Source organism: Humibacter albus DSM 18994 (genome assembly GCF_000421825.1).
GTDB lineage: Bacteria > Actinomycetota > Actinomycetes > Actinomycetales > Microbacteriaceae > Humibacter > Humibacter albus.
The window spans coordinates 116,917-135,972 of record NZ_ATXT01000015.1; the positions used below are offsets into that span (position 1 = coordinate 116,917).

Annotated in this window: 15 protein-coding genes; 4 read left to right on the top strand and 11 right to left on the bottom strand. The window is 69.0% G+C overall.

What is annotated here, in order from left to right:
- Nucleotides 1–256 precede the first annotated feature (256 nt).
- Complete coding sequence (locus tag H623_RS0110075; RefSeq protein ID WP_022900816.1) at nucleotides 257–700, top strand: GNAT family N-acetyltransferase; 444 nt, start codon at nucleotides 257–259, stop codon at nucleotides 698–700.
- 31 nt (nucleotides 701–731) lie between these two features.
- Here the strand turns inward: H623_RS0110075 and H623_RS21755 are convergent, their stop codons facing one another.
- The 6 genes from H623_RS21755 to H623_RS0110105 form a co-directional block, all read right to left on the bottom strand.
- Nucleotides 732–884, bottom strand: a complete 153-nt coding sequence (locus tag H623_RS21755) for a hypothetical protein (RefSeq protein WP_022900817.1) — start codon at nucleotides 882–884, stop codon at nucleotides 732–734.
- A gap of 292 nt (nucleotides 885–1,176) precedes the next feature.
- On the bottom strand, nucleotides 1,177–4,326 hold the full coding sequence (locus tag H623_RS0110085; protein WP_022900818.1) for a glycoside hydrolase family 38 N-terminal domain-containing protein: 3,150 nt from the start codon (nucleotides 4,324–4,326) through the stop codon (nucleotides 1,177–1,179).
- Between the two features lie 146 nt (nucleotides 4,327–4,472).
- A complete protein-coding gene (locus tag H623_RS0110090; RefSeq protein ID WP_022900819.1) occupies nucleotides 4,473–5,321 on the bottom strand; it encodes a carbohydrate ABC transporter permease in 849 nt (282 codons plus the stop codon).
- A complete protein-coding gene (locus tag H623_RS0110095) occupies nucleotides 5,321–6,262 on the bottom strand; it encodes a carbohydrate ABC transporter permease (protein ID WP_022900820.1) in 942 nt (313 codons plus the stop codon). The genes H623_RS0110090 and H623_RS0110095 overlap by 1 nt, the downstream gene beginning before the upstream one ends.
- 5 nt (nucleotides 6,263–6,267) lie before the next feature.
- Complete coding sequence (locus H623_RS0110100; protein WP_022900821.1) at nucleotides 6,268–7,614, bottom strand: extracellular solute-binding protein; 1,347 nt, start codon at nucleotides 7,612–7,614, stop codon at nucleotides 6,268–6,270.
- Between the two features lie 135 nt (nucleotides 7,615–7,749).
- Entirely contained in the window at nucleotides 7,750–8,973 is a 1,224-nt protein-coding gene (locus H623_RS0110105) for an ROK family transcriptional regulator (protein ID WP_022900822.1), read from the bottom strand.
- Nucleotides 8,974–9,163: 190 nt separating this feature from the next.
- Between H623_RS0110105 and H623_RS0110110 the strand changes: the two genes are divergently transcribed.
- The 3 genes from H623_RS0110110 to H623_RS19135 all read left to right on the top strand — a co-directional run bounded on the left by H623_RS0110110 (nucleotide 9,164) and on the right by H623_RS19135 (nucleotide 12,356).
- Nucleotides 9,164–11,365 (top strand): NADP-dependent isocitrate dehydrogenase, encoded by a 2,202-nt coding sequence (locus tag H623_RS0110110; RefSeq protein ID WP_022900823.1) that lies wholly within the window; start codon nucleotides 9,164–9,166, stop codon nucleotides 11,363–11,365.
- Between the two features lie 151 nt (nucleotides 11,366–11,516).
- Entirely contained in the window at nucleotides 11,517–11,966 is a 450-nt protein-coding gene (locus H623_RS0110115) for a GNAT family N-acetyltransferase (protein WP_022900824.1), read from the top strand.
- Between the two features lie 42 nt (nucleotides 11,967–12,008).
- The gene (locus H623_RS19135) at nucleotides 12,009–12,356 is read left to right on the top strand and encodes an MGMT family protein (RefSeq protein WP_022900825.1); all 348 of its coding nucleotides are present in this window, start codon (nucleotides 12,009–12,011) and stop codon (nucleotides 12,354–12,356) included.
- On the opposite strand, the gene H623_RS19140 is transcribed toward H623_RS19135, so the two are convergent.
- The 5 genes from H623_RS19140 to H623_RS0110145 form a co-directional block, all read right to left on the bottom strand.
- Nucleotides 12,308–14,008, bottom strand: a complete 1,701-nt coding sequence (locus H623_RS19140; protein WP_084485933.1) for a chloride channel protein — start codon at nucleotides 14,006–14,008, stop codon at nucleotides 12,308–12,310. The genes H623_RS19135 and H623_RS19140 overlap by 49 nt on opposite strands.
- 92 nt (nucleotides 14,009–14,100) lie before the next feature.
- Nucleotides 14,101–14,658: a MarR family winged helix-turn-helix transcriptional regulator gene (locus H623_RS19145; protein ID WP_022900827.1), complete on the bottom strand. Its 558-nt coding sequence runs from the start codon at nucleotides 14,656–14,658 to the stop codon at nucleotides 14,101–14,103.
- A 104-nt stretch (nucleotides 14,659–14,762) separates the two neighbouring features.
- Complete coding sequence (locus H623_RS0110135) at nucleotides 14,763–15,845, bottom strand: tellurite resistance/C4-dicarboxylate transporter family protein (RefSeq protein ID WP_051143189.1); 1,083 nt, start codon at nucleotides 15,843–15,845, stop codon at nucleotides 14,763–14,765.
- A gap of 86 nt (nucleotides 15,846–15,931) precedes the next feature.
- The gene (locus H623_RS0110140; protein WP_245558974.1) at nucleotides 15,932–16,996 is read right to left on the bottom strand and encodes a tellurite resistance/C4-dicarboxylate transporter family protein; all 1,065 of its coding nucleotides are present in this window, start codon (nucleotides 16,994–16,996) and stop codon (nucleotides 15,932–15,934) included.
- Between the two features lie 90 nt (nucleotides 16,997–17,086).
- Nucleotides 17,087–18,898 (bottom strand): glycoside hydrolase family 35 protein, encoded by a 1,812-nt coding sequence (locus H623_RS0110145; RefSeq protein ID WP_157560939.1) that lies wholly within the window; start codon nucleotides 18,896–18,898, stop codon nucleotides 17,087–17,089.
- Nucleotides 18,899–19,056: the final 158 nt, after the last annotated feature.

Sequence of the window (19,056 nt, forward strand, 5' to 3'; positions counted from 1 at the left end):
GCGGTGCGGTGCGGGGGCGCGCGGCGCGGTGCGGTGGCGCGCGGCGCGGCGCGGGGGCGGGCGGCCCGGCGCGGGGGCGGGCGGCCCGGCGCGGTGAGACATACCGTTTCGAACGAGACATGCCTCCTCGCGGGCTGTCTCATTCGAAACGGTATGTCTCAGCGGCCCGCGGGTGGGGCTCAGGGGGTGGGAGGGTAGGTGCGCGGCCCCGGCAGCGGGGCGGGGGCGCCTCGCGAGAGCCCCATAGACTCCCCCCATGGTCACCATCGCCCCCGTCCGGCCGGAAGACCGCGCCGAGTGGCTCGAACTCATGCACGGCTATCTCACCTTCTACGAGGCGCAGTTGGATGACGCGACCATCGACGCGACATTCGCCCGCGTGGTCGACCCTGGCTCGGACATCCACGGCGCACTGGCCCGCGACGACGACGGGCGCGCGATCGGGCTCGTGCACTGGCTGACGCACTCGGCGACCTGGACGAGGTCCGACTACTGCTACCTCGAAGACCTCTTCGTCGCGCCCGACGCACGCCGCTCGGGCGCAGGCGCCGCGCTCATCGAGCACGTGCGCGCGTGGGCTGCGGGCCACGGATCCGTCAAGGTCTACTGGCTCACTGCAGAGAGCAACGCGACGGCCCGTTCGCTCTACGACCGGGTCGCGAAGCAGACCGGGTTCGTGCAGTACCAGATCGCGCTGTAGGCGAGGAAGCGCCTCGGCCGGCGTCCGCCCCTCACGGCCGGTAGTCGTCACGCGGCTGCTCGTAGAGCTTGCGCGCGTACTCGTCGGCGCTGCGACCGCCGTTCAGGACGCCCCCTACCCGCATCACCACACGGGCGACCCACGCGAGGAAGACGCCCACCGCGTGCCCGATCCGACCGATCATGGGCACGACCCTACCCCCGGTGGGCGAGCGTCACTCCCGGTGGGCGAGCGCCCGCGATGGGGCAGCGGGTTGGGCGGAAGCCACGAGGAGTGCGTTGCGTCAGCAGCCGCCCGTGGCGGTGAGACATACCGTTTCGAATGAGACATGCCTCCGTGCGGGCGGTCTCATTCGAAACGGTATGTCTCACCGGCGCCGGAAGCGGGCGCCGAAGGCGGGCGCCGGACGGCGGCGGGCGCCGGGCGCTGCCTCGCGCCGGCCGCCCCGCGCGACGCGCCGCTACCTCCCGCTCCCGTCACCTGCGCGCCACCCGCAGCGTCACGACCTGGAACGGCCGCACGCTCAGCCGCACCTCCGCCGCGTCGGATGCCTCCACGCCGTCGGGCTCGGCCAGCTCGTCCTCCAGCAGATCCGTCTGCACCACGGACGCCGTCTCGAACCCGAACCGAACCGTCGCGTTCGTGCGTCGACCCAGCGACTCGTACAGGCGCACGATCACGTCGCCCGAGCGGTCCTCGGCCAGCTTCACCGACTCGACGAGCACGCCAGTGTCGCCGTCTGCCCCGGCGCCGACCACGCTCACCAGCGGCGCAATCGGGGCGGCGATCGCCCGCAGAGGGAGGTTGAGCGCGTAGCCGGCGGCGACGGCATCCGGAATCTGCGCCCCCACCGTGAGCGAGGAGCGGAGCACGTGCTCGCCCTGGTCCGCATCCGGGTCAGGAAAGAGCGGAGCCCGCAGCAGTGACTGCCGCACGAGCGTGCTCGTGCCGCCCCCGCGCCGCGTGCGCCGCGAGATGTCGTGTCCGTAGGTGGAATCGTTCGCCACCGCCACCCCGAAACCGGGCTCGCCGACGTGCACCCAGCGGTGCGCCGCGGTCTCGAAGCGCGCGAAGTCCCACGACGTGTTCTCGTGCGTCGCCCGGAACACGTGCCCGAACTGCACCTCGCTCGCCGCGCGCTCCGCCCGCACATCGAGCGGGAACGCGAACTTCAGCATGCGCTGCCGCTCGTGCCAGTCGGCCCGCGTCGTGACCTCGAGGGTCGGTGTGTCGGGCGCGAGCGAGAACTCCTGCTCGATCACCGAATCCCCCACGATGCGCCGCGTGCGCACCGTTCCGCCCTGCTCATCGACCTCGAGCGTCACGTCCTGATCGAGGTCCTCTTCATGGCGGCGATAGTGCTCATCGATGTCCCAGGCGTCCCACTTGGTCGGAGTGTCGCGGAAGATCTGCAACCCCGCGGACTCCCCGGGCGCGATCGCCTCGCGACCAGTGGCGAGGTCGACGGCCGAGACGAGCCGACCACGGGCATCCAGCACGAAACGAGCACGCGCGTTCTGCAGCATCACAGTGGTGCCGTCGCGGTGAATGGATGCCTCGCTGCCTGCCGCAGGGACGCCCGCTCCCAGCGCGGGCACGCCGCGCACCGGGACGGGGGACGCGTTGAGAAAGTAGTCGCATGACGCAGTGCGCGCTTCGTGCTGCTGCCCTTCGACTCCCTCCGCGTGCTGCTGCCCTTCGACTCGCTCCGCTCGCTCGAGGAGCACGCCGCCGAGCGCCGTCAGCGACCGCTCGATCAGGGCGCTGACCTTCTGCGCGACCTCGCGGTAGTTGCGCTCCGCGTCCCGGTAGACCCACGCGATCGCGGAACCGGGCAGGATGTCGTGGAACTGCTGCAGCAGAACCGTCTGCCACGCGGCATCCAGCTCCTCGTAGGGGTACTCGGCACCGGTGCGCACCGCCGCGGTCGCGGCCCACAGCTCCGCCTCCCGCAGCAGGTGCTCACTGCGCCGATTGCCCTGCTTGGTGCGCGCCTGCGAGGTGTACGTCCCGCGATGCAGCTCGAGGTAGAGCTCGCCCGACCACACCGGCGGATGCTCGTACTCCGCCTTCGCCTGCTCGAAGAACGACTCCGGTGTGCCGAGCGTCACCGTGGGCGCTCCGTCGAGGGAGGCCGCGCGGTCCGCCGAGGCGAGCATCTCGCGCGTCGGACCGCCCCCGCCGTCACCGTGCCCGAACAGCGCCAGCGACGAGTTGGCCTCGCCCTTCTCGGCGTACTGCCGGTCGGTGCGCGCGAGCTCCTCCTGCGACAGCACGGAGTTGTACGTGTCCATCGGCGGGAAGTGCGTGAACATACGCGTGCCGTCGATGCCCTCCCACCAGAACGTGTGATGCGGGAACCTGTCGGTGTCGTTCCACGAGATCTTCTGCGTGACGAACTGCTCGATGCCGGCACCGGCCATCAGCTGCGGCAGCGCGCCCGTGTAGCCGAACGAGTCGGGCAGCCAGCCCGTGACCGCGCGCTGGCCGAACTCGCGCCGGAAGAACCCCTGCCCGGTCACGAACTGCCGCACCATGGCCTCGCCGCCGACCATGTTCGTGTCCGACTCGACCCACATGCCCCCCACCGGCACGAAGCGCCCCTCGGCCACCCGCGCACGGATGCGCTCGAACAGCTCGGGATAGAACTGCTTCATCCAGGCGTACTGCTGCGCCGACGAGCACGCGAACACGAAGTCGTCGCGCTCGTCCATCAGCGCGAGCACGTTCGAGAACGTGCGGGCGCACTTGCGGATCGTCTCGCGCACCGGCCACAGCCAGGCGGAGTCGATGTGCGCGTGTCCGACCGCGGTGACGCGGTGAGCGCCGGACGCCGCGTGCACCGCGAGCACGCCCGCCACGGCATCCCGTCCCGCGTGCGCCGTGCCCGCCACGTCGTGCGGGTCCATGACGTCGCACATCCGCTCCAGCGCGCGCAGAATCTGCGCCGCCCGAGTGGATGCCGGTGGCAGTTGTGCGTGCAGCCCCAGCAGCGCGATGACATCCTGCTCGAGCTCCCACACCGCGACGTCACGCAGCCCCAGCTCCAGCGCGCGCAGCACGTAGAGCGACGCCGTGCCGGCGGTCGTCACGTCGCCCATCGGCGTCGGCTGCCAGTCCCACGGAAAGCCGACGTCCGGGTTCGATGCCGCCTCGAGATAGAAGTCGACGGCACCGGTCGGGCCCACAGCCCCGGCGGATCGGAGCGCGTGAAGTCGCACCGTCGCGTTGAGCGGCTCGATCGCCTTCACCACCGTCCCGTTCGGCGCGTAGACGAGGGCCTCCGCCTGAAAGCCGGGCTGAGCCGGCGTGAAGCCGAGATCGACGACGAGCTCGACGGCCAGGTCCGCCTCCACCGAGGCGGGATCCGTGGATGCGCTGGGCCAGGCATCCGGGACCTCTCCCGTCGCGTGGAACCACGTCGTGCCCCAGGGCTTGCCCCACGGTGACCCTACGGCGAACGGCGAGAACGTCTCGGCGATGGCCCCGTCGAACGGCACCGGCTCGCCCGGGGCCTCCCACGCCCGAAGGCTCAGCGGCACGCGCTGCCGGTAGACGGCCGGCGCGATGCGCTCGGACAGGAATCGGTGGATGCGCTCGAGAACGAGGCGCGAATCGTCGTGCACGGTACTCCTTGTGTGCTTCTTCTTAGGTCAGTGCGGTCGGGTTACGTCAGTGCGGTCGGGCTGCAAGGGCGCCTGCCGGCCGCCGCCGCCGGTCAGCGCGTCGTCGGTCGGCGCGTCACGGGTCAGCGCGTCATCTCACCGAATGCTCACCCCTTCACGGCTCCGGCGAGCGCAGACCCGCCACCGAGCACCCGGGACGTGAAGACGTAGAGCGCGAGCACCGGCACCGAGTAGATCAGCGAGTAGGCCGCGAGCTTGCCGTACGCGACGGCTCCGTACTGACCGAAGAACGCGAAGATGCTGACTGCGGCAGGAAGCTTGTCGGGGCTGAGCAGCAGCACGAACGGCACGAAGAAGTTTCCCCACGCCTGCACGAACACGAAGATGAAGACCACCGCGATGCCCGGCCGCATCAGCGGCACGACCACGCGGGTGAGCGTCGTCATCATCGAAGCGCCGTCGGCCCAGGCCGCCTCTTCGAGCACGATCGGCACCGAGTCCATGAAGTTCTTCATCATCCAGATCGCCATCGGCAGGCTCGAGGCGGCCATGAAGAAGATCGTCCCCCAGAGCGAGTCGATGAGGTTGAGCGAGACGAACAGGCTGTAGACCGGCACCATCATGGCCGTGATCGGCAGGCAGGTGCCGAACAGGATGCCGTACAGGTACGGCTTGTTGATGCGCAGCCGGTAGCGGGAGAGCGGGTAGGCGGCGAGCACGGCGACGATGACCGTGATGATCGCGCATCCGCCCGAGAGCAGCACGCTGTTCCACAGCGGCAGCCACGCCAGGTCGGGCGTGAGCACCGACGTGAAGTTGTCGAGCGTGAAGCCGGACGGCCACTTCAGCGTCAGCGTCGCAGTCGGGTCGAAGGATGCCAGCAGCAGCCAGGCGAGCGGCAGCGCGAAACACAGACCGATGAGCACGAGCACGGTGTTCGAGACACCGCGCAACGCTCGGCCCGACGGCGAGGTGAGCCCTATCGTGCGCGCCATCAGTCCACCTCCGGCTTCAGTGCGCGGATGTAGACGATCGAGAAGATCGCTCCGATCACGAGCAGGATGGTCGCGATCGCCGTGCCCAGACCGAGCTGCGAGAACTTGAACGCCTCCTGGTACGCGAGGATCGGCAGCGTCGAGCTCTTCGTGCCGGGTCCGCCGGCTGTCATCACGTAGATGAGCGTGAAGACGCTGAGCGTCTGCAGCGTGGTGAGCATGAGGTTCGTGGAGATGCTGCGCCTGATCATCGGCAGCGTGATGTAGATCAGCCGCTTCACGCCACCCGCGCCATCGATCTCCGCGGACTCGGTGACGTCGTCGGGCACGTCGGTGAGCGCCGCCGAGTAGACGAGCATGGAGAACGCGGTGCCGCGCCACACGTTCGCCAGGATGACCGCGATCATCGGCAGCGCGTACAGCCAGTTCGGCCCGTGGATGCCGACCAGCGCGAGCAGCTCGTTCAGCGTGCCCTTGTCATGGAAGAACGCGTAGGCGGCGAATGCCGCGACGATCTCCGGGAGGATCCACGCCGTGACGACGAGGGTGCCCACGACGGCCCGCACGACGGCGTGGCCGTGCCGCATCAGCATGGCCAGCCCCATGCCGAGCACGTTCTGGCCGATGATCGCGCTGCCCACCAGGAAGAGCACGGTCAGCCAGACGGACTGCAGGAAGTCCGGGTTCTGGAACAGCTGCACGTAGTTGTCGAAACCGACGAACTTCGCGCCGGCGGCGGCGCTGCCGGTCAGCGACATGTCGGTGAACGAGCCGTAGAACGACGAGATCACCGGGCCGAGCAGGAAGACGGCGACGAGCACCATCGACGGGATCAGCGGCGCGGACCGGCCGATGGTGCGGCCGAGACGACGCGGGCGGGGAGAGGATGGCCCTCCCCGCCCGCGCGTGCCGGTCGTCACGGGATGCGTGAGCGACGACATGGAACCTACTTCGTGGTCACGTGCTTCGCGCCGCCCACCGCGTCGGGCAGCGCATCGTCATAGGTCTTCGCCGCCTGTTTCGGCGTCGCCTGGCCCGTCATCACCGACTCCATCGCCACCTGGATGTTGTTCGACACCTTCGGATACACGGACGTCGCCGGCCGGAAGTGAGTCACCTTCACCAGGTCGGAGAAGAACTTGTTCGTCGGGTTCGCATCCGTGTACGTCGGATCGCTCGCCACGTCGGTGCGCACGGCGATCTGCGTGGCCGAGACGTCGTACTTCAGCGAGTTCTTCTTGTTCAGCGCGAGCTTGATGAAGTCCCAGGCGGCATCCTTGTTCTTCGACTTCGAGCCGAGGGCGAGCGTCCAGCCGCCCGACATGCTCGTCGTGCCCGGGGATGCCCCGTCCTGCGTCGGCATCGCCACCTCGCCCATCACCTTGTTCCAGTCGGACCAGGGCGCGGCACCGCTCTTGATCCAGTTCTGCGGCAGCCAGGATCCGTCGAGGTCGATCGCGAGCTTGCCCTGCGGGAGGAGCTGACCGCTGACCGTGTTGCCGAAGTTCGGGTCGAGCGCGTTCTGCACCGACGGCCCGAGACCGCCCTGATAGATCTCCTTGATCACGTCGAGCGAGTCGACGAATCCCTTGGAGCCGGCGATCCACTTCTTGGACGACGAGTCGTAGAGCGTGTCGTGCGTGCCGTAGAGCAGCATCTCGAAGCCCTGCATCGTCGACTGCTCGCCGCCGCCCTTGCCGGAATAGATGTTGATCGGCGTCACGCCGGGCTCCGCCGCCTTGACCTTCTTGGCCGCATCGAGCACGTCCTGCCAGGACTTCGGCTGCCACGGCACCTCGACGCCGGCCTTCTTCAGCAGGTCCTTGTTGTACCAGAGCGCTCGGGTGTCGGTGCCCATCGAGATGCCGTAGAGCTTGCCGTTCTCACCCTCGCCGGCTTGCTTCGCGTTGTCGGGGAACTTGCTCCAGTCGCTCCAGTCCTTGACGTACGAGTCCAGCGGAGCGAGGTAGCCGGCATCCGCGTCGGACTTGATGAGGAAGGTGTCTTCGTACAGCACGTCCGGCGCCGTGGAGGCCGCCTTGTTCATGAGCGAGAGCTTCGTGTAGTAGTCGTTCTCCGAAGCCTGGATGGGGACGAGCTTGACCGTGTAGCCCTTGTTCTGCGCCTCGAACTGCTTGGCGACGGACTTCATCTGGGTGTCCATCTGCGTGAAGTTGCCGAACTTCTGGTAGGCGACCTTGATGACCTTGTCGCTTCCCGAACCCGCCGAACAGCCCGACAGAGCCGCTGCGGCGACGGCGCCGATCGCGAGCGCGGAGAGGATCCGTTTCATGATGCTCCTTTGCCTCATGGTGCATGGATGCCGGGTGCTCGGTGATCCTCGACGAGGCTCGCGTCGTGCCTCGAACGGGTGCCGACCCGGACTGCATTACTAAATCATTTTGATTTATCCGCGTCAAGAGATTTCTCAGCGGCGGATGAGCAGGCCGGCGGGCCGCGGCGAGAGCGCGTGATCCAGCACGAGGCAGGCGGCGCCGATCGCCGCCACGTCGTCGCCGATCGCCGACTCGCCGAACACGATCTCGTGGGGCATCACCATGAGCGGCGATTCGTTCACGGCCGGCGGCACCCGCCTCAGCACCACGTCGCGCACAGGCGGGAAGAACGGACCGCCGAACACCACGCGATCCACGTCGAGAGCGTTCACCAGCGACACCAGCGAGACGGCGATGTCGTCGGCGACACCGTCGAGCAGAGATGCCGCGCGCTCGTCGTGTGCCGCGGCATCCGTGATCACGGGGAAAGCTGCGCGCACGTCGGCCGTCGTCATCGCCGCGGCGTCGCCGCGCAGCACCCCGGCAGCGATCGCGTCCGCCACCACATGACGCGGCAGCACCGCGTCGCCGAGGCGCCAGCGGTGATGCTCCGGCCGCGCGGGCCCACCACCCACGACGAGCCCGCCGACATCGCCCGCGTTGTTCGAGGCGCCGCGGATCACCTCCCCGTTCATGACGAGCCCGAGACCCACGCCGGTGCCGTAGTAGAAGAAGATCATGTCGCTGCGCTCGCCCGCGGTGTCCATCCAGAGTTCGGCGACGGCGGCGGCGGTGACGTCCTTCTCCAGCAGCACGGGCATGCCGAGTCGCCGTGCGAGTTCGTCGCGCACCGGCACGTTGCGCCAGCCGGGCAGAAGCGGCGGGTCGAGCACCACGCCCGCCTCGACGTCGACAGGACCGGGAGCTGCGATGCCGACACCCATGATGCGCGAGGAGTCGACGCCGACGGAGGAGACGAGCGCGGAAGCGACCTTCACGATGCGCTGCAGCGTCTTCGGAGCCGTCGCCGAAGGCGGCGTCGGGATGGCTCGATCGGCGACGACGGACCCGGCGAGGTCGAGCAGCACCACGGTGATCACGGACGGGTCGAGGTGCACGCCGAGGGCGAGACGGCCGCGCGGCTGCAGTTTGACGATGGTGCGCGGTTTGCCGACCCCGCCCGCGCGAGTTCCCGCCTCCGCGACCAGCCCGTCGTCGATCAGCCGGCGCACGACGTTCGTGACGGTCTGCGCCGACAGGCCGGTGCTGGCCGCCACCTCCACACGGCTGACTCCGTCGACGGACCGGCGCACGGCATCCAGGACCACCGCCTGGTTGTACCCCCCGACGGCCGGAAGGTTCGTGCCCGCCCGCATCGGCCCATCCTCACTGCCACCCGGACGACGACGGCGTCGCCGGTCTGCACGAGACTATCGCCTCGCCGAACAGGTCACCCGGTGGTCGATCGCTTTTCGGCCCCATCGCCACCGTCGGGTATCGTGAGAGGCGACAATTTATCTCGACGTCAAGATTATTTCGCCGATTCTTCCCGCCGATTGGAGCGAGATGGCCAAGATCATCTACACCCACACGGACGAGGCTCCGCTCCTCGCCACCTACTCCTTCTTGCCGATCGTCTCCGCCTTCGCGCAGAAGGCGGGCATCGAGTTCGAGACGCGCGACATCTCGGTGGCCGGACGCATCCTGGCCCAGTTCGGCCTCGCGGACGACGCCCTGGCCGAGCTCGGAGAGCTGACCGAGAGCCCGGAGGCGAACATCGTCAAGCTGCCGAACATCTCCGCCTCGCTCCCGCAGCTGAAGGCCGCGATCAAGGAACTGCAGGAGAAGGGCTACGACATTCCGGACTACCCGGATGCTCCGGCGAACGACGACGAGGCCGCCGTGCGCGCCAAGTACTTCAAGGCGATCGGCTCCGTCGTGAACCCCGTGCTGCGCCAGGGCAACTCCGACCGCCGCGCTCCCCTGTCGGTGAAGTCGTACGCGAAGAAGCATCCGCACACCAACAAACCGTTCGGCGAGGGGTCGAAGACCCGCGTCGCCACGATGGGTGAGCACGACTTCAAGAGCAACGAGAAGTCGGTGACGCTGGCGTCCGACGACACCCTCACGATCGTGCTGGAGACCGCTGACGGCGAACAGAAAGTTCTGCTCGAGCGGCTTCCCGTGCTGGCCGGCGAGATCGTCGATGCCACCGTGCTCTCGGCCGAGTACCTGGACGCCTTCCTCGCCAACGCGCTCAAGACGGCGCAGGCCGAGGGGGTGCTGTTCTCCGTGCACCTGAAGGCCACCATGATGAAGGTCTCCGACCCGATCATCTTCGGCCACGTCGTGCGCGCCTTCTTCAAGGATGTCTTCGACAAGTACGGCGCGGACCTCAAGGCCGCCGGGCTGTCGGCGAATGACGGCCTGGGCGCCATCCTCGCCGGACTCGATGCGCTGCCGAACGGCGCCGAGATCCGCGAGGCGATCGACACCACCCTCGCCGGCGGCCCCCGCCTGTCGTACGTGAACTCCGACAAGGGCATCACGAACCTGCACGTGCCCTCCGACGTCATCATCGACGCATCGATGCCGGCGCTCATCCGCAACGGCGGCAAGCTGTGGGACGGTGAGGGTCGCGAGGAGGACACGCTCGCCGTGATCCCCGACTCGTCGTACGCCGGCGTGTACGCCACCGTCGTCGAGGACGTGAAGAAGAATGGCCCGCTCGACCCGGCCACGATCGGCTCGGTGTCGAACGTCGGCCTCATGGCCCAGGCGGCCGAAGAGTACGGCTCGCACAACAAGACGTTCGAGATCCCCGCCGACGGTGTCGTGAAGGTGCTCGACTCCGCGGGCGAGGTGCTGCTGCAGCACGAGGTCGGCGCCGGCGACATCTGGCGCGCCTGCCAGACCAAGGACATCCCGGTGCGCGACTGGGTGCGCCTGGCCGTCGGCCGCGCGCGCGCCACACACACGCCGGCCATCTTCTGGCTGGACGAGACGCGCGGCCACGACGCCCAGATCATCCGCAAGGTGCGTGCCTACCTCGACGACGCCGAACTGGTCGGCGACACGACGGGCCTGACCATCGACATCCTGGCGCCCGAGCTCGCCACCGCTTACTCCCTGGAGCGCATGCGCAAGGGCGAGGACACCATCTCGGTGACCGGCAACGTGCTGCGCGACTACAACACCGACCTGTTCCCGATCCTCGAGCTCGGCACGTCGGCCAAGATGCTGTCGATCGTCCCGCTGATCGCCGGCGGCGGTCTGTTCGAGACCGGCGCGGGCGGCTCCGCGCCGAAGCACGTGCAGCAGCTGCTGGCCGAGAACTACCTGCGCTGGGACTCGCTCGGCGAGTTCTTCGCACTCGTGCCGTCGTTCGAGAAGTACGCCGAGGCGGCGGGCGTTCCGGCCGCTCAGGTGCTGGCCGACGCGCTGGACCGCGCAACGGCGACGTTCCTCGACGAGGACCGCAGCCCTGGCCGCAAGCTCGGCACCATCGACAACCGCGGCTCGCACTTCTACCTCGCGCTCTACTGGGCGCAGGAGCTCGCGAAGCAGACCGACGACCCGGAACTCGCCGCCGAGTTCGCCGGCCTGGCCGAGACGCTGACCGCGCAGGAGTCCACCATCGTCGACGAGCTGATCGCGGTGCAGGGATCCCCGACCGATGTCGGCGGCTACTACCTGCCGGACCCGGCCAAGGCGAGCGCCGTGATGCGCCCGTCCGCGACGTTCAACGAGGCGCTCGCCGCGTTCTGACGCACCCGACCCGATGGCGAGGGCACGGGCATCCCACGACGGATGCCCGTGCCCTCTTCTCGTGGTGCGAGACCGCGCTCGACCCAGGCCCTCGGCGAACGCATGAGGGGCTCAGTGGACCACCGGCGAGGCCGTCGGATACGCTGAGGGCATGGCTGAGCTGCGACTCGAGGAACTGTCTGCGTCCAACATCTCCGCGGCGAACGCGCTCACACTCAAGCCCGGTCAGGAACAGTTCATCACCCCGGTCTCGTACTCGGCGGCCGCCGCGGTGAACGATCCGAACATGACGTGGCAGCGGGTCGTGATCGACGGCGATGAGGTCGTCGCCTTCATCATGGGAAGCTTCGACCCGCACGCCGACGACGAGTTCCGCTCCATTCTGTGGCGCATCAATGTCGACGCCTCCGACCAGGGGCGCGGCATCGGCCGGTTCGCCGTCGACGCTCTCGCCGACGAGGCCCGCCGACGCGGCATCGACAAGCTCTTCGTCATCTGGGAGACCGGCGAGCTCGGCCCCGAGAGCTTCTTCTTGCGCACCGGCTTCACCCCGGTCGGCGAGACGCAGTACGGCGAGACCATCGGCTCGATGGACCTCTGAGGCGTCATCCCCTCCCGTCGCCGACACGAGTCGTTCCCAGCCATGCCCGACCCTGGCGAGTCATTCGTCGAAGCCGTTCTCGAGGTGGTCGGCGACATCCCGCCCGGGCGCGTGATGACGTACGGCCAGATCGCCGCAGTGCTCGGGTCTCGCGGCGCTCGCGTCGTCGGCCAGGTGATGGCTCGCTACGGCTCCGACGTGCCGTGGTGGCGCGTCATCCGCGCCTCGGGTGAGCCGCCGGCCTGCCACGAGGGAAGGGCGCTGCAGCACTACCTCGAGGAATCCACGCCGCTGAAGGGCATGAGCACCGAGCGAGCGTCACGCGAGGATGCCGCCGGCAGCTACCGCGTCGACCTCGTGCTCGCCCGCTGGTCGCCCGAGTTCGACTGACCCGGTCGCCCGGCGAGCCGGGAGACGCGGCGCGCACTCGCAGCGTTCGCCCGTGTGCCGGAGCCTCGACGGCTCGCCCGCTTCGCCACCGACGTCTGTGCCGACGGATCATCGGAACGGAACCGGAGGGTCCGCGCCCGATGGTGCTCCTCGGTGAGGTCGTGCAGGCGCGGCTGGAGCAGATCGGCGATCCCGACCCGGCCGACCACGACACCTTCGGCGTTCACGACGTCTGCCTCGGCGCATCCGTTCTCCGCGAACCGATACGCCAGGGCGCGCACGGTCAGCTGCTCCCGCACGGTGAAGCCGTCGCCCGTTCGCACGGCATCGCCGGGCGGAATCGGATGCATGACGTCGCGCACGAAGAACGTCTCCAGTGGATCGGTGGAGTACTCGCGGGTGAGGTGAAGTCCGCGACGCGCGATCTTCTCCGTGAGCACCGATCGTTTCAGCACCAGCACCGAGAGCGCGTAGGCGGCCGTCGCCGACAGCAGGAGCGCCGGCAGCGCGTTCCAGGCGTGCGTGAGCTCCAGTGTGAACACCGTGCCGGTGAGGGGCGAGCGCATCACGCCGCCGAGCACGGCGGCCAGTCCGCACATGGCCCAGAACCCGGGCATGACCTGCGGCAGCACGGTGCCCTCGAGCGCGCCGAGGGCACCGCCCACCATGAACATCGGCGCGAGCACGCCGCCCGAGGTGCCAGAGCCGAGCGAGAGCGACCAGATCAGCGTCTTGACCACGAGGATGCCCAGAATCAGCGACATCGTCGCTCGCCCGGTCAGCAGCTGGTCGATCACGTCGTAGCCGACGCCCAGCGCCTGGGGCACGATGAGGCCTCCCGCGCCGATGATGAGGCCGCCGATGGCCGGCCACCACATCCAGTGGATCGGAAGCCGGGTGAAGCCGTCCTCGGCCTTGTAGACCAGCCACGTGGCACCGACCGCGAGAAGCCCTCCGGTGAGGCCGACGACGGCCGCGATGCCGCAGATCAGCGGCGACAGGTGCAGGTTCGAGGAATCCACCGGGAACACCGGTGCGGTGCCGAGCAGCACGCCGCGCACCATCGTGCCCACGGCGACCGCCGCGACGACCGGCACGAAGCTGCGCGGACGCCATTCGAACAGCAGCAGCTCCACGGCCAGCAGCACCGCCGCCAGCGGGGAGTTGAACGTGGCGGCCATTCCCGCGGCCGCGCCCGCCACGAGCAGCGTCTTGCGCTCGTCGGCCGTCAGCTTCAGAAGCTGCGCCAGCAGCGAGCCGAGCGCGCCGCCGGTCATGATGATCGGGCCTTCGGCGCCGAACGGTCCACCGGTGCCGATGCTCACCGCAGCGGAAATGGGCTTGAGCACCGTCACCTTCGGCGAGACGCGGCTGCCGCCGGTGAGAATCGCCTCGATCGCCTCCGGCATGCCGTGGCCGCGGATCTTCTCCGAGCCGAACCGGGCCATCAGTCCGACGATCAGGCCGCCGAGCACCGGGGCGAACAGGATGAGCCACCACGGCGCGTGCGCCGCACTCGGGGCGACGAGGGCGGTGTCGATGCGGCCGAAGAACACGAGGTTCGTGACCAGACCGATCAGCCGGAGCAGCACGAAGGCGGCGAGGCCGGCGAGGGCGCCGATCGGGAGGGCGAGCGCCGTGATGAGGAGCATGCGGCGATCGACCGCGAAATCCCCGAGGACGAGTCCGCGAGCGCGCACGGCTGTGGAAGCGCCCCCGGAGCCGGGCGCGTGTTGTTCTTTTCTCACAGCGGCAGCCACCCCAGGTGAGAGTGCTCCGGGCGGCTGGCGGCCGCCAGGTGGAACGTCGTCAACGCGCGGGCCGTCACGGCCCTGTCGCCCGGCTCCATCGAGTGCAGGATGCGCGCCAGTTCGACGTGGCGCCACGACAGCACCTCGCGCACCGTCTCGACGCCGTGCGGGGTCAGCGCCAGCGCCACGATCGAGCGCTTCTCGGCGTCGCGTTCGCGGCTCACGTGCCCGGATGTCACGAGCCGGTCCGCCATGCGCGTCACCGACGACGGCGAGACGCCGAGCTCCCTCGCCAGCTTGGTCGACGGTGTCACGCCCAGGTCGCCGAGCACGAGCATGAGCCGGAACTGGGGCAGGGAGAGGCCGGGAGCCACCACTTCGACACTGCGGACGGCCACGTCGATGAGATCCCGCGTCGCCACCTGGAACGCGGCGATCTCGTCGTCGGACGGCGCCGTGCCGCGGTCCGCGCCCGCGGGCGTGCGGTCGCCGGGCGACGAGAGCCGGAGATCCGGATCGGACGCGTCCGGAGAAGTCGAGGGGTCGTTCATTTGCACTAGGCAAGTATTGCAGAGTGCAAGCACTTTCTCCGCATCGTGTGACGCCGCAGGTCGACCCGCGTCGGCGATTCAGTTCGCCGCGCTGCGGCCGCCGGTCAGCGCCTCGCTGCGGCGTCCGGCCGGCGCCTGAAGCCGTCGCCCGGCCAGAGACGATGCACGACGTGCGCGGCCATCGACACGGCGACGATGCACCAGACGACGAGCGCGACCCAGATGCCGGCCGCCCCGATGCCACCGAGGATCGGCAGACGATCGGCCCGGCCGAGGTAGAGGCTGGCGACGCCGTACATGCTCAGAGGGAAGACCATGCCCCAGAGCGCCGACTCGTAGCGCAGCGGCACCCTCTGTGCCACGTGACGCCACCAGCCGATGCCGACCAGTGCCGGGATGAGCCAGGTCGCGAACGACCACAGCACCACGCCGACACCGGCGACCATTCCCCTGCTCGCGGCGACCATCGGCATGTTCGTCATCTCGATCAGCTTCGACGCGGAGAGCACCGAGATCGCAGCCGCGCCCATGGCCACCCAGTAGTCCGGTCCCAGCTCGCCCGCCGGCATGCCCTGGGTCAGCATGCGCACGACCATGACCACCCCGATCACGCCGTAGAGCACCACACCGATGGACCACGAGAGCACAGCGACGATCGAGAGAAGCTCGGCGAAGACATCCGTCATCGGTTCGAGCGACGCGGCCACCAACGCGACCGACTGGCTCGCCACCGGCCAGATGAACCAGGTTCCGTTCACGTCTCGCAGAGCGTCGATATGCCACGGATGGGACAGCACCACCCCGCCGGGAATCGCGTACTCGAGAACCAACCACGCCGCGAACGCGACGGCGAGCAGAACCGACGGAAGGCCGGTTCCCAGCGCGGGGATGAGCCGCACCGCCAGCACATCGGTGGCGGCCACGAAGGTGAAGAACGCGAAGCCGGTGCGCACGCGAGTGAAGTCGGCGACGATCTCGCTGCGGAACGCGACCAGCCGCCACACCGTGAGAACCACCAGCGCCGCGTAGGCCGCGACGGCGATCCAGAGCAGCGACCACGAGATCAGGGCGAGCCCGATCTGTCCGGCACCGACAGAGGCCGTTCCGGTGGCCATCACCACGGCGAAATACGATGGCGACAGCGTGCGCACCGCTTCGCTCAATCCGTGGCGCTGTTCCTCCAGCACAGTCCCAGCCTAGTGAGGGGCGCATGCCGGGCCCCGGCCCGCCAGAGCCGCTTGCGCCGTCGGCCGGAGCGTACCGGCCGTAGCTCTCAGAGTCCGCGCGCCCCGGTCAGTCTGCGCACGATGCGGACGAGCAGCGCTACCGCGACCACGACCCAGGCAGCAAGCGCTACCCACACGGCGACGGCGCCGATGTTCGCGATGATCGGCAGGCCGTCGGCCGCGCCGAGGCTCATGCTCGCCACCGAGTACATGCCGAGCGGGAAGACGATGCTCCACAGGGCCGGTTCATAGCGCAACGGGACCCGGTGCACGACGTGCCGCCACCAACCGGCCGCGATCAGCGCCGGGATCAGCCAGCTCGCGAACGACCAGAAGACCACGGCCGCTCCGGCGATGAGTCCGTGCGCGGCGCCGACGACGGGCATGTCCTCGACCTTCTGAATGCGGGACCCGACGAGCACGGTGATGGCCGCGGCGCCCATCGTGATCCAGTACGGCGCGCCGAACTCGGCGGGCGTGATGCCGCGGATCAGCACACGGATCACCACGACGACACCGATCGCTCCGTACAGCACCACCCCGATCGACCAGGCGAGCACGGCGATGATGGCGAGCGCCTCCGAGAATCGCCCGGACTCGGCCTCCAGCTCGGAGGCGACGACAGCGATCGACTGGCTGGCGACGGCCCACACGAACCAGGTGCCGTTCACGCCAAGGAGCACGTTTCCGTCATGGGAGCCATCGAGCACGACGCGCCACGGGATGGCATACCCCATCACGAGCCACACGCACACCGCGACGACGAAAAGCGTGATCGGCACCGCGGCATCCACGTCTCCGATCAGACGCGCGGCCAGCACATCGGTGCCGGCGACGAACGTGAAGAACGCGAAGCCGTTGGCCGGGCTGCCGACGTCGGCGATGAAGTCCCGGGGGTAGGCGATGAGGCGCCAGATGCTCAGAACGAGGAGCACGAGGTACCCGGCCACGGCGACCCAGAGCAGCACGGCGGAGATGACGTGCTGACCCGCGGCGCCGATGCCGATGGAGACGATGCCCGTGGCCATGACGAACGCGAAGTACGCGGGCGGAAGCGTGCGGACACTTTCGCGGACCCTGTCCGCGACGGTGTCCACCACAGTGTCCGCCACGCGCACAGGCTAGCCCGCGGCTGAGCGATCACCGTGACGCCGGGCCGGGTCCCGGGAGGTAGCCGCCACGACGGATGCTCGGACGCGAGGTCAGAACTCCTCGACGTACTCCTCGGCGGGGCCGAGCTCGGCGTGCTCGCGCACCTCGACCGCGTCGCCGAATCGCTCGAGCTCGAGGACGGTGATGACGTTCCTGCCGCGCTTCAGCAGCGGGGCGGGCACGTAGAGCGTGCGCTGCGGGCCGATCTCCCAGTACCGGCCGAGCAGGAAGTCGCCGACCCACACGAAACCCTTGCCGAAGCCCGGGAAGGCGAGGAAGGCATCCACGGGCTCGTCCACGTCGAGCACCGCGCTGGCGATGCCGCTGCTCGCCGGCGCTGCCTTGGTGCCCGCCGCCGCGGTACCCAGCGCCGCAAGATGGCCGCCGTCCCACTCGTCGAGTGGGAGCGGGATGCTCTCCCAGCCGAGCACGAGCCGCCGATCGACCTGCACGTGGCCGAGGATGCCCTTGCCCTGTCCCAGCAGCGGACCGTAGTTGATGCGGCCCTGATTCTCGACGAGAACCTCGAGGCCGGCCACCCGTCGTTCACCGTCGATCGCGAACTCGGCGTTGCCGTTCTCGACGACCCCGACCGGCACGCCGTCGAGATATACCAGGGCACGGTCGTGCGCGCCGTGCAGCGCCAGCGTGTGGCGTCCGGCCGGCAGCAGCACCTCGGCGCGATAGAGCACCAGGCCCGAAGCCTGCCCGAGCTGCTCGAACGTGGCGGGGGCAGGCGAGCTGACGCCGGAGGATGCGGAGCGAAGGGCAGGCAGCAATGCCGCGGCGCGATCGATGGGCAGCGTGCGCGCGGACAGCACGGCCGGCTGCTCCTCGAGGTCGAGCTCGGGAGCGTCGGAGCCGAGTAACAGGCGGCGATAGGCGAAGTACTTCTCCGTGAGCGTGCCATTCTCTGCGACCGGCGCGTCGGAGTCGTAGCTCGTCACGGTGGGCTGCAGCCGTTCGCCGTCATGGTTCGCCCCCGCCCAGAGGCCGAAGTTCGTGCCGCCGTGCGCCATGTACAGACTGACGGAGCCGGCGGCGTCCAGAATGTCCTGCGCCGTGGCCGCCGCGCTCTGCGGCGCACGCATGTGGTGGTTCTCGCCCCAGTGGTCGAACCAGCCGTTCCAGAACTCGGCGACCAGGAACGGCTCATCGCCGCGACGGCCGCGCAGCAGGTCCCGAGCCTCGCCCGCCTTCGAACCGAGGGTCGCGGCCGCCAGGACGCCGGGGATGCTGCCGGCGTCCTGCATCAGCTCGGTCGGCCCGTCCGCGGTGTAGAGCAACTCGGTGACGCCGCGCGTCAGAAGCGCCTCATGCATCCAGCGCAGGTAGACGTCGTCGTCGGCATAGCTGCCGTATTCGTTCTCGATCTGGAACGCCACGATCGGGCCGCCGGCTCGGCGCTCGAGCTCGACCAGACGCGGAATGAGCTCGTCGAACCACTCCTCGACAGCGGCCAGGTAGGCCGGCTGCGAGGAGCGCGGCTGCACCCCGGGCATCGCCGTGACCCAGGCGGGCAGGCCGCCGTTGTCCCATTCGGCGCAGATGTAGGGTCCGGGTCGAACGATCACATCGAGCCCGACCTCACCGGCGAGTCGGATGAACCGCTCCACGTCGCACCAGCCGTCGAAGCGCGCCCCGGCGTTCTGCCGCGGCCGGTGGAAGTTCCACGGCACGTACGTGTCGACGGTGTTGAGCCCCATGCCCACGATCCGGCGCAGCCGGTCCCTCCACTGATCGGGGTGGACGCGGAAGTAATGCACCGACCCGGAGAGGATGCGATGCTGCTTGCCGTCGCGCAGCAGACGGCCGTCGGGGAACGAGAGAGTCTGAGTGGTCGGCGTCAGTTCGATGGTCATCAGCCGGCGCTGCAGACGGACGTCGTCGAGAAGAGCATGACGTTCATCATGGCATAGGTTGATATCCATATCATTCGAGCATCATCCGAAGTCGTCGCAAAGGTTCGAAGAGTCTCAGGGACAGTTGTCGGACATCCTCTATCATCAAGGCCAGGACG

Bases quoted from the DNA above. Each gene is read 5' to 3' on its own strand.
- H623_RS0110075 (WP_022900816.1), top strand. From the start codon at position 257: ATGGTCACCATCGCCCCCGTCCGGCCGGAAGACCGCGCCGAGTGGCTC.
- H623_RS21755 (WP_022900817.1), bottom strand. From the start codon at position 884: ATGATCGGTCGGATCGGGCACGCGGTGGGCGTCTTCCTCGCGTGGGTC.
- H623_RS0110090 (WP_022900819.1), bottom strand. From the start codon at position 5,321: ATGGCGCGCACGATAGGGCTCACCTCGCCGTCGGGCCGAGCGTTGCGC.
- H623_RS0110095 (WP_022900820.1), bottom strand. From the start codon at position 6,262: ATGTCGTCGCTCACGCATCCCGTGACGACCGGCACGCGCGGGCGGGGA.
- H623_RS0110100 (WP_022900821.1), bottom strand. From the start codon at position 7,614: ATGAAACGGATCCTCTCCGCGCTCGCGATCGGCGCCGTCGCCGCAGCG.
- H623_RS0110105 (WP_022900822.1), bottom strand. From the start codon at position 8,973: ATGCGGGCGGGCACGAACCTTCCGGCCGTCGGGGGGTACAACCAGGCG.
- H623_RS0110110 (WP_022900823.1), top strand. From the start codon at position 9,164: ATGGCCAAGATCATCTACACCCACACGGACGAGGCTCCGCTCCTCGCC.
- H623_RS0110115 (WP_022900824.1), top strand. From the start codon at position 11,517: ATGGCTGAGCTGCGACTCGAGGAACTGTCTGCGTCCAACATCTCCGCG.
- H623_RS19135 (WP_022900825.1), top strand. From the start codon at position 12,009: ATGCCCGACCCTGGCGAGTCATTCGTCGAAGCCGTTCTCGAGGTGGTC.
- H623_RS19140 (WP_084485933.1), bottom strand. From the start codon at position 14,008: ATGCTCCTCATCACGGCGCTCGCCCTCCCGATCGGCGCCCTCGCCGGC.
- H623_RS19145 (WP_022900827.1), bottom strand. From the start codon at position 14,658: ATGAACGACCCCTCGACTTCTCCGGACGCGTCCGATCCGGATCTCCGG.
- H623_RS0110145 (WP_157560939.1), bottom strand. From the start codon at position 18,898: ATGACCATCGAACTGACGCCGACCACTCAGACTCTCTCGTTCCCCGAC.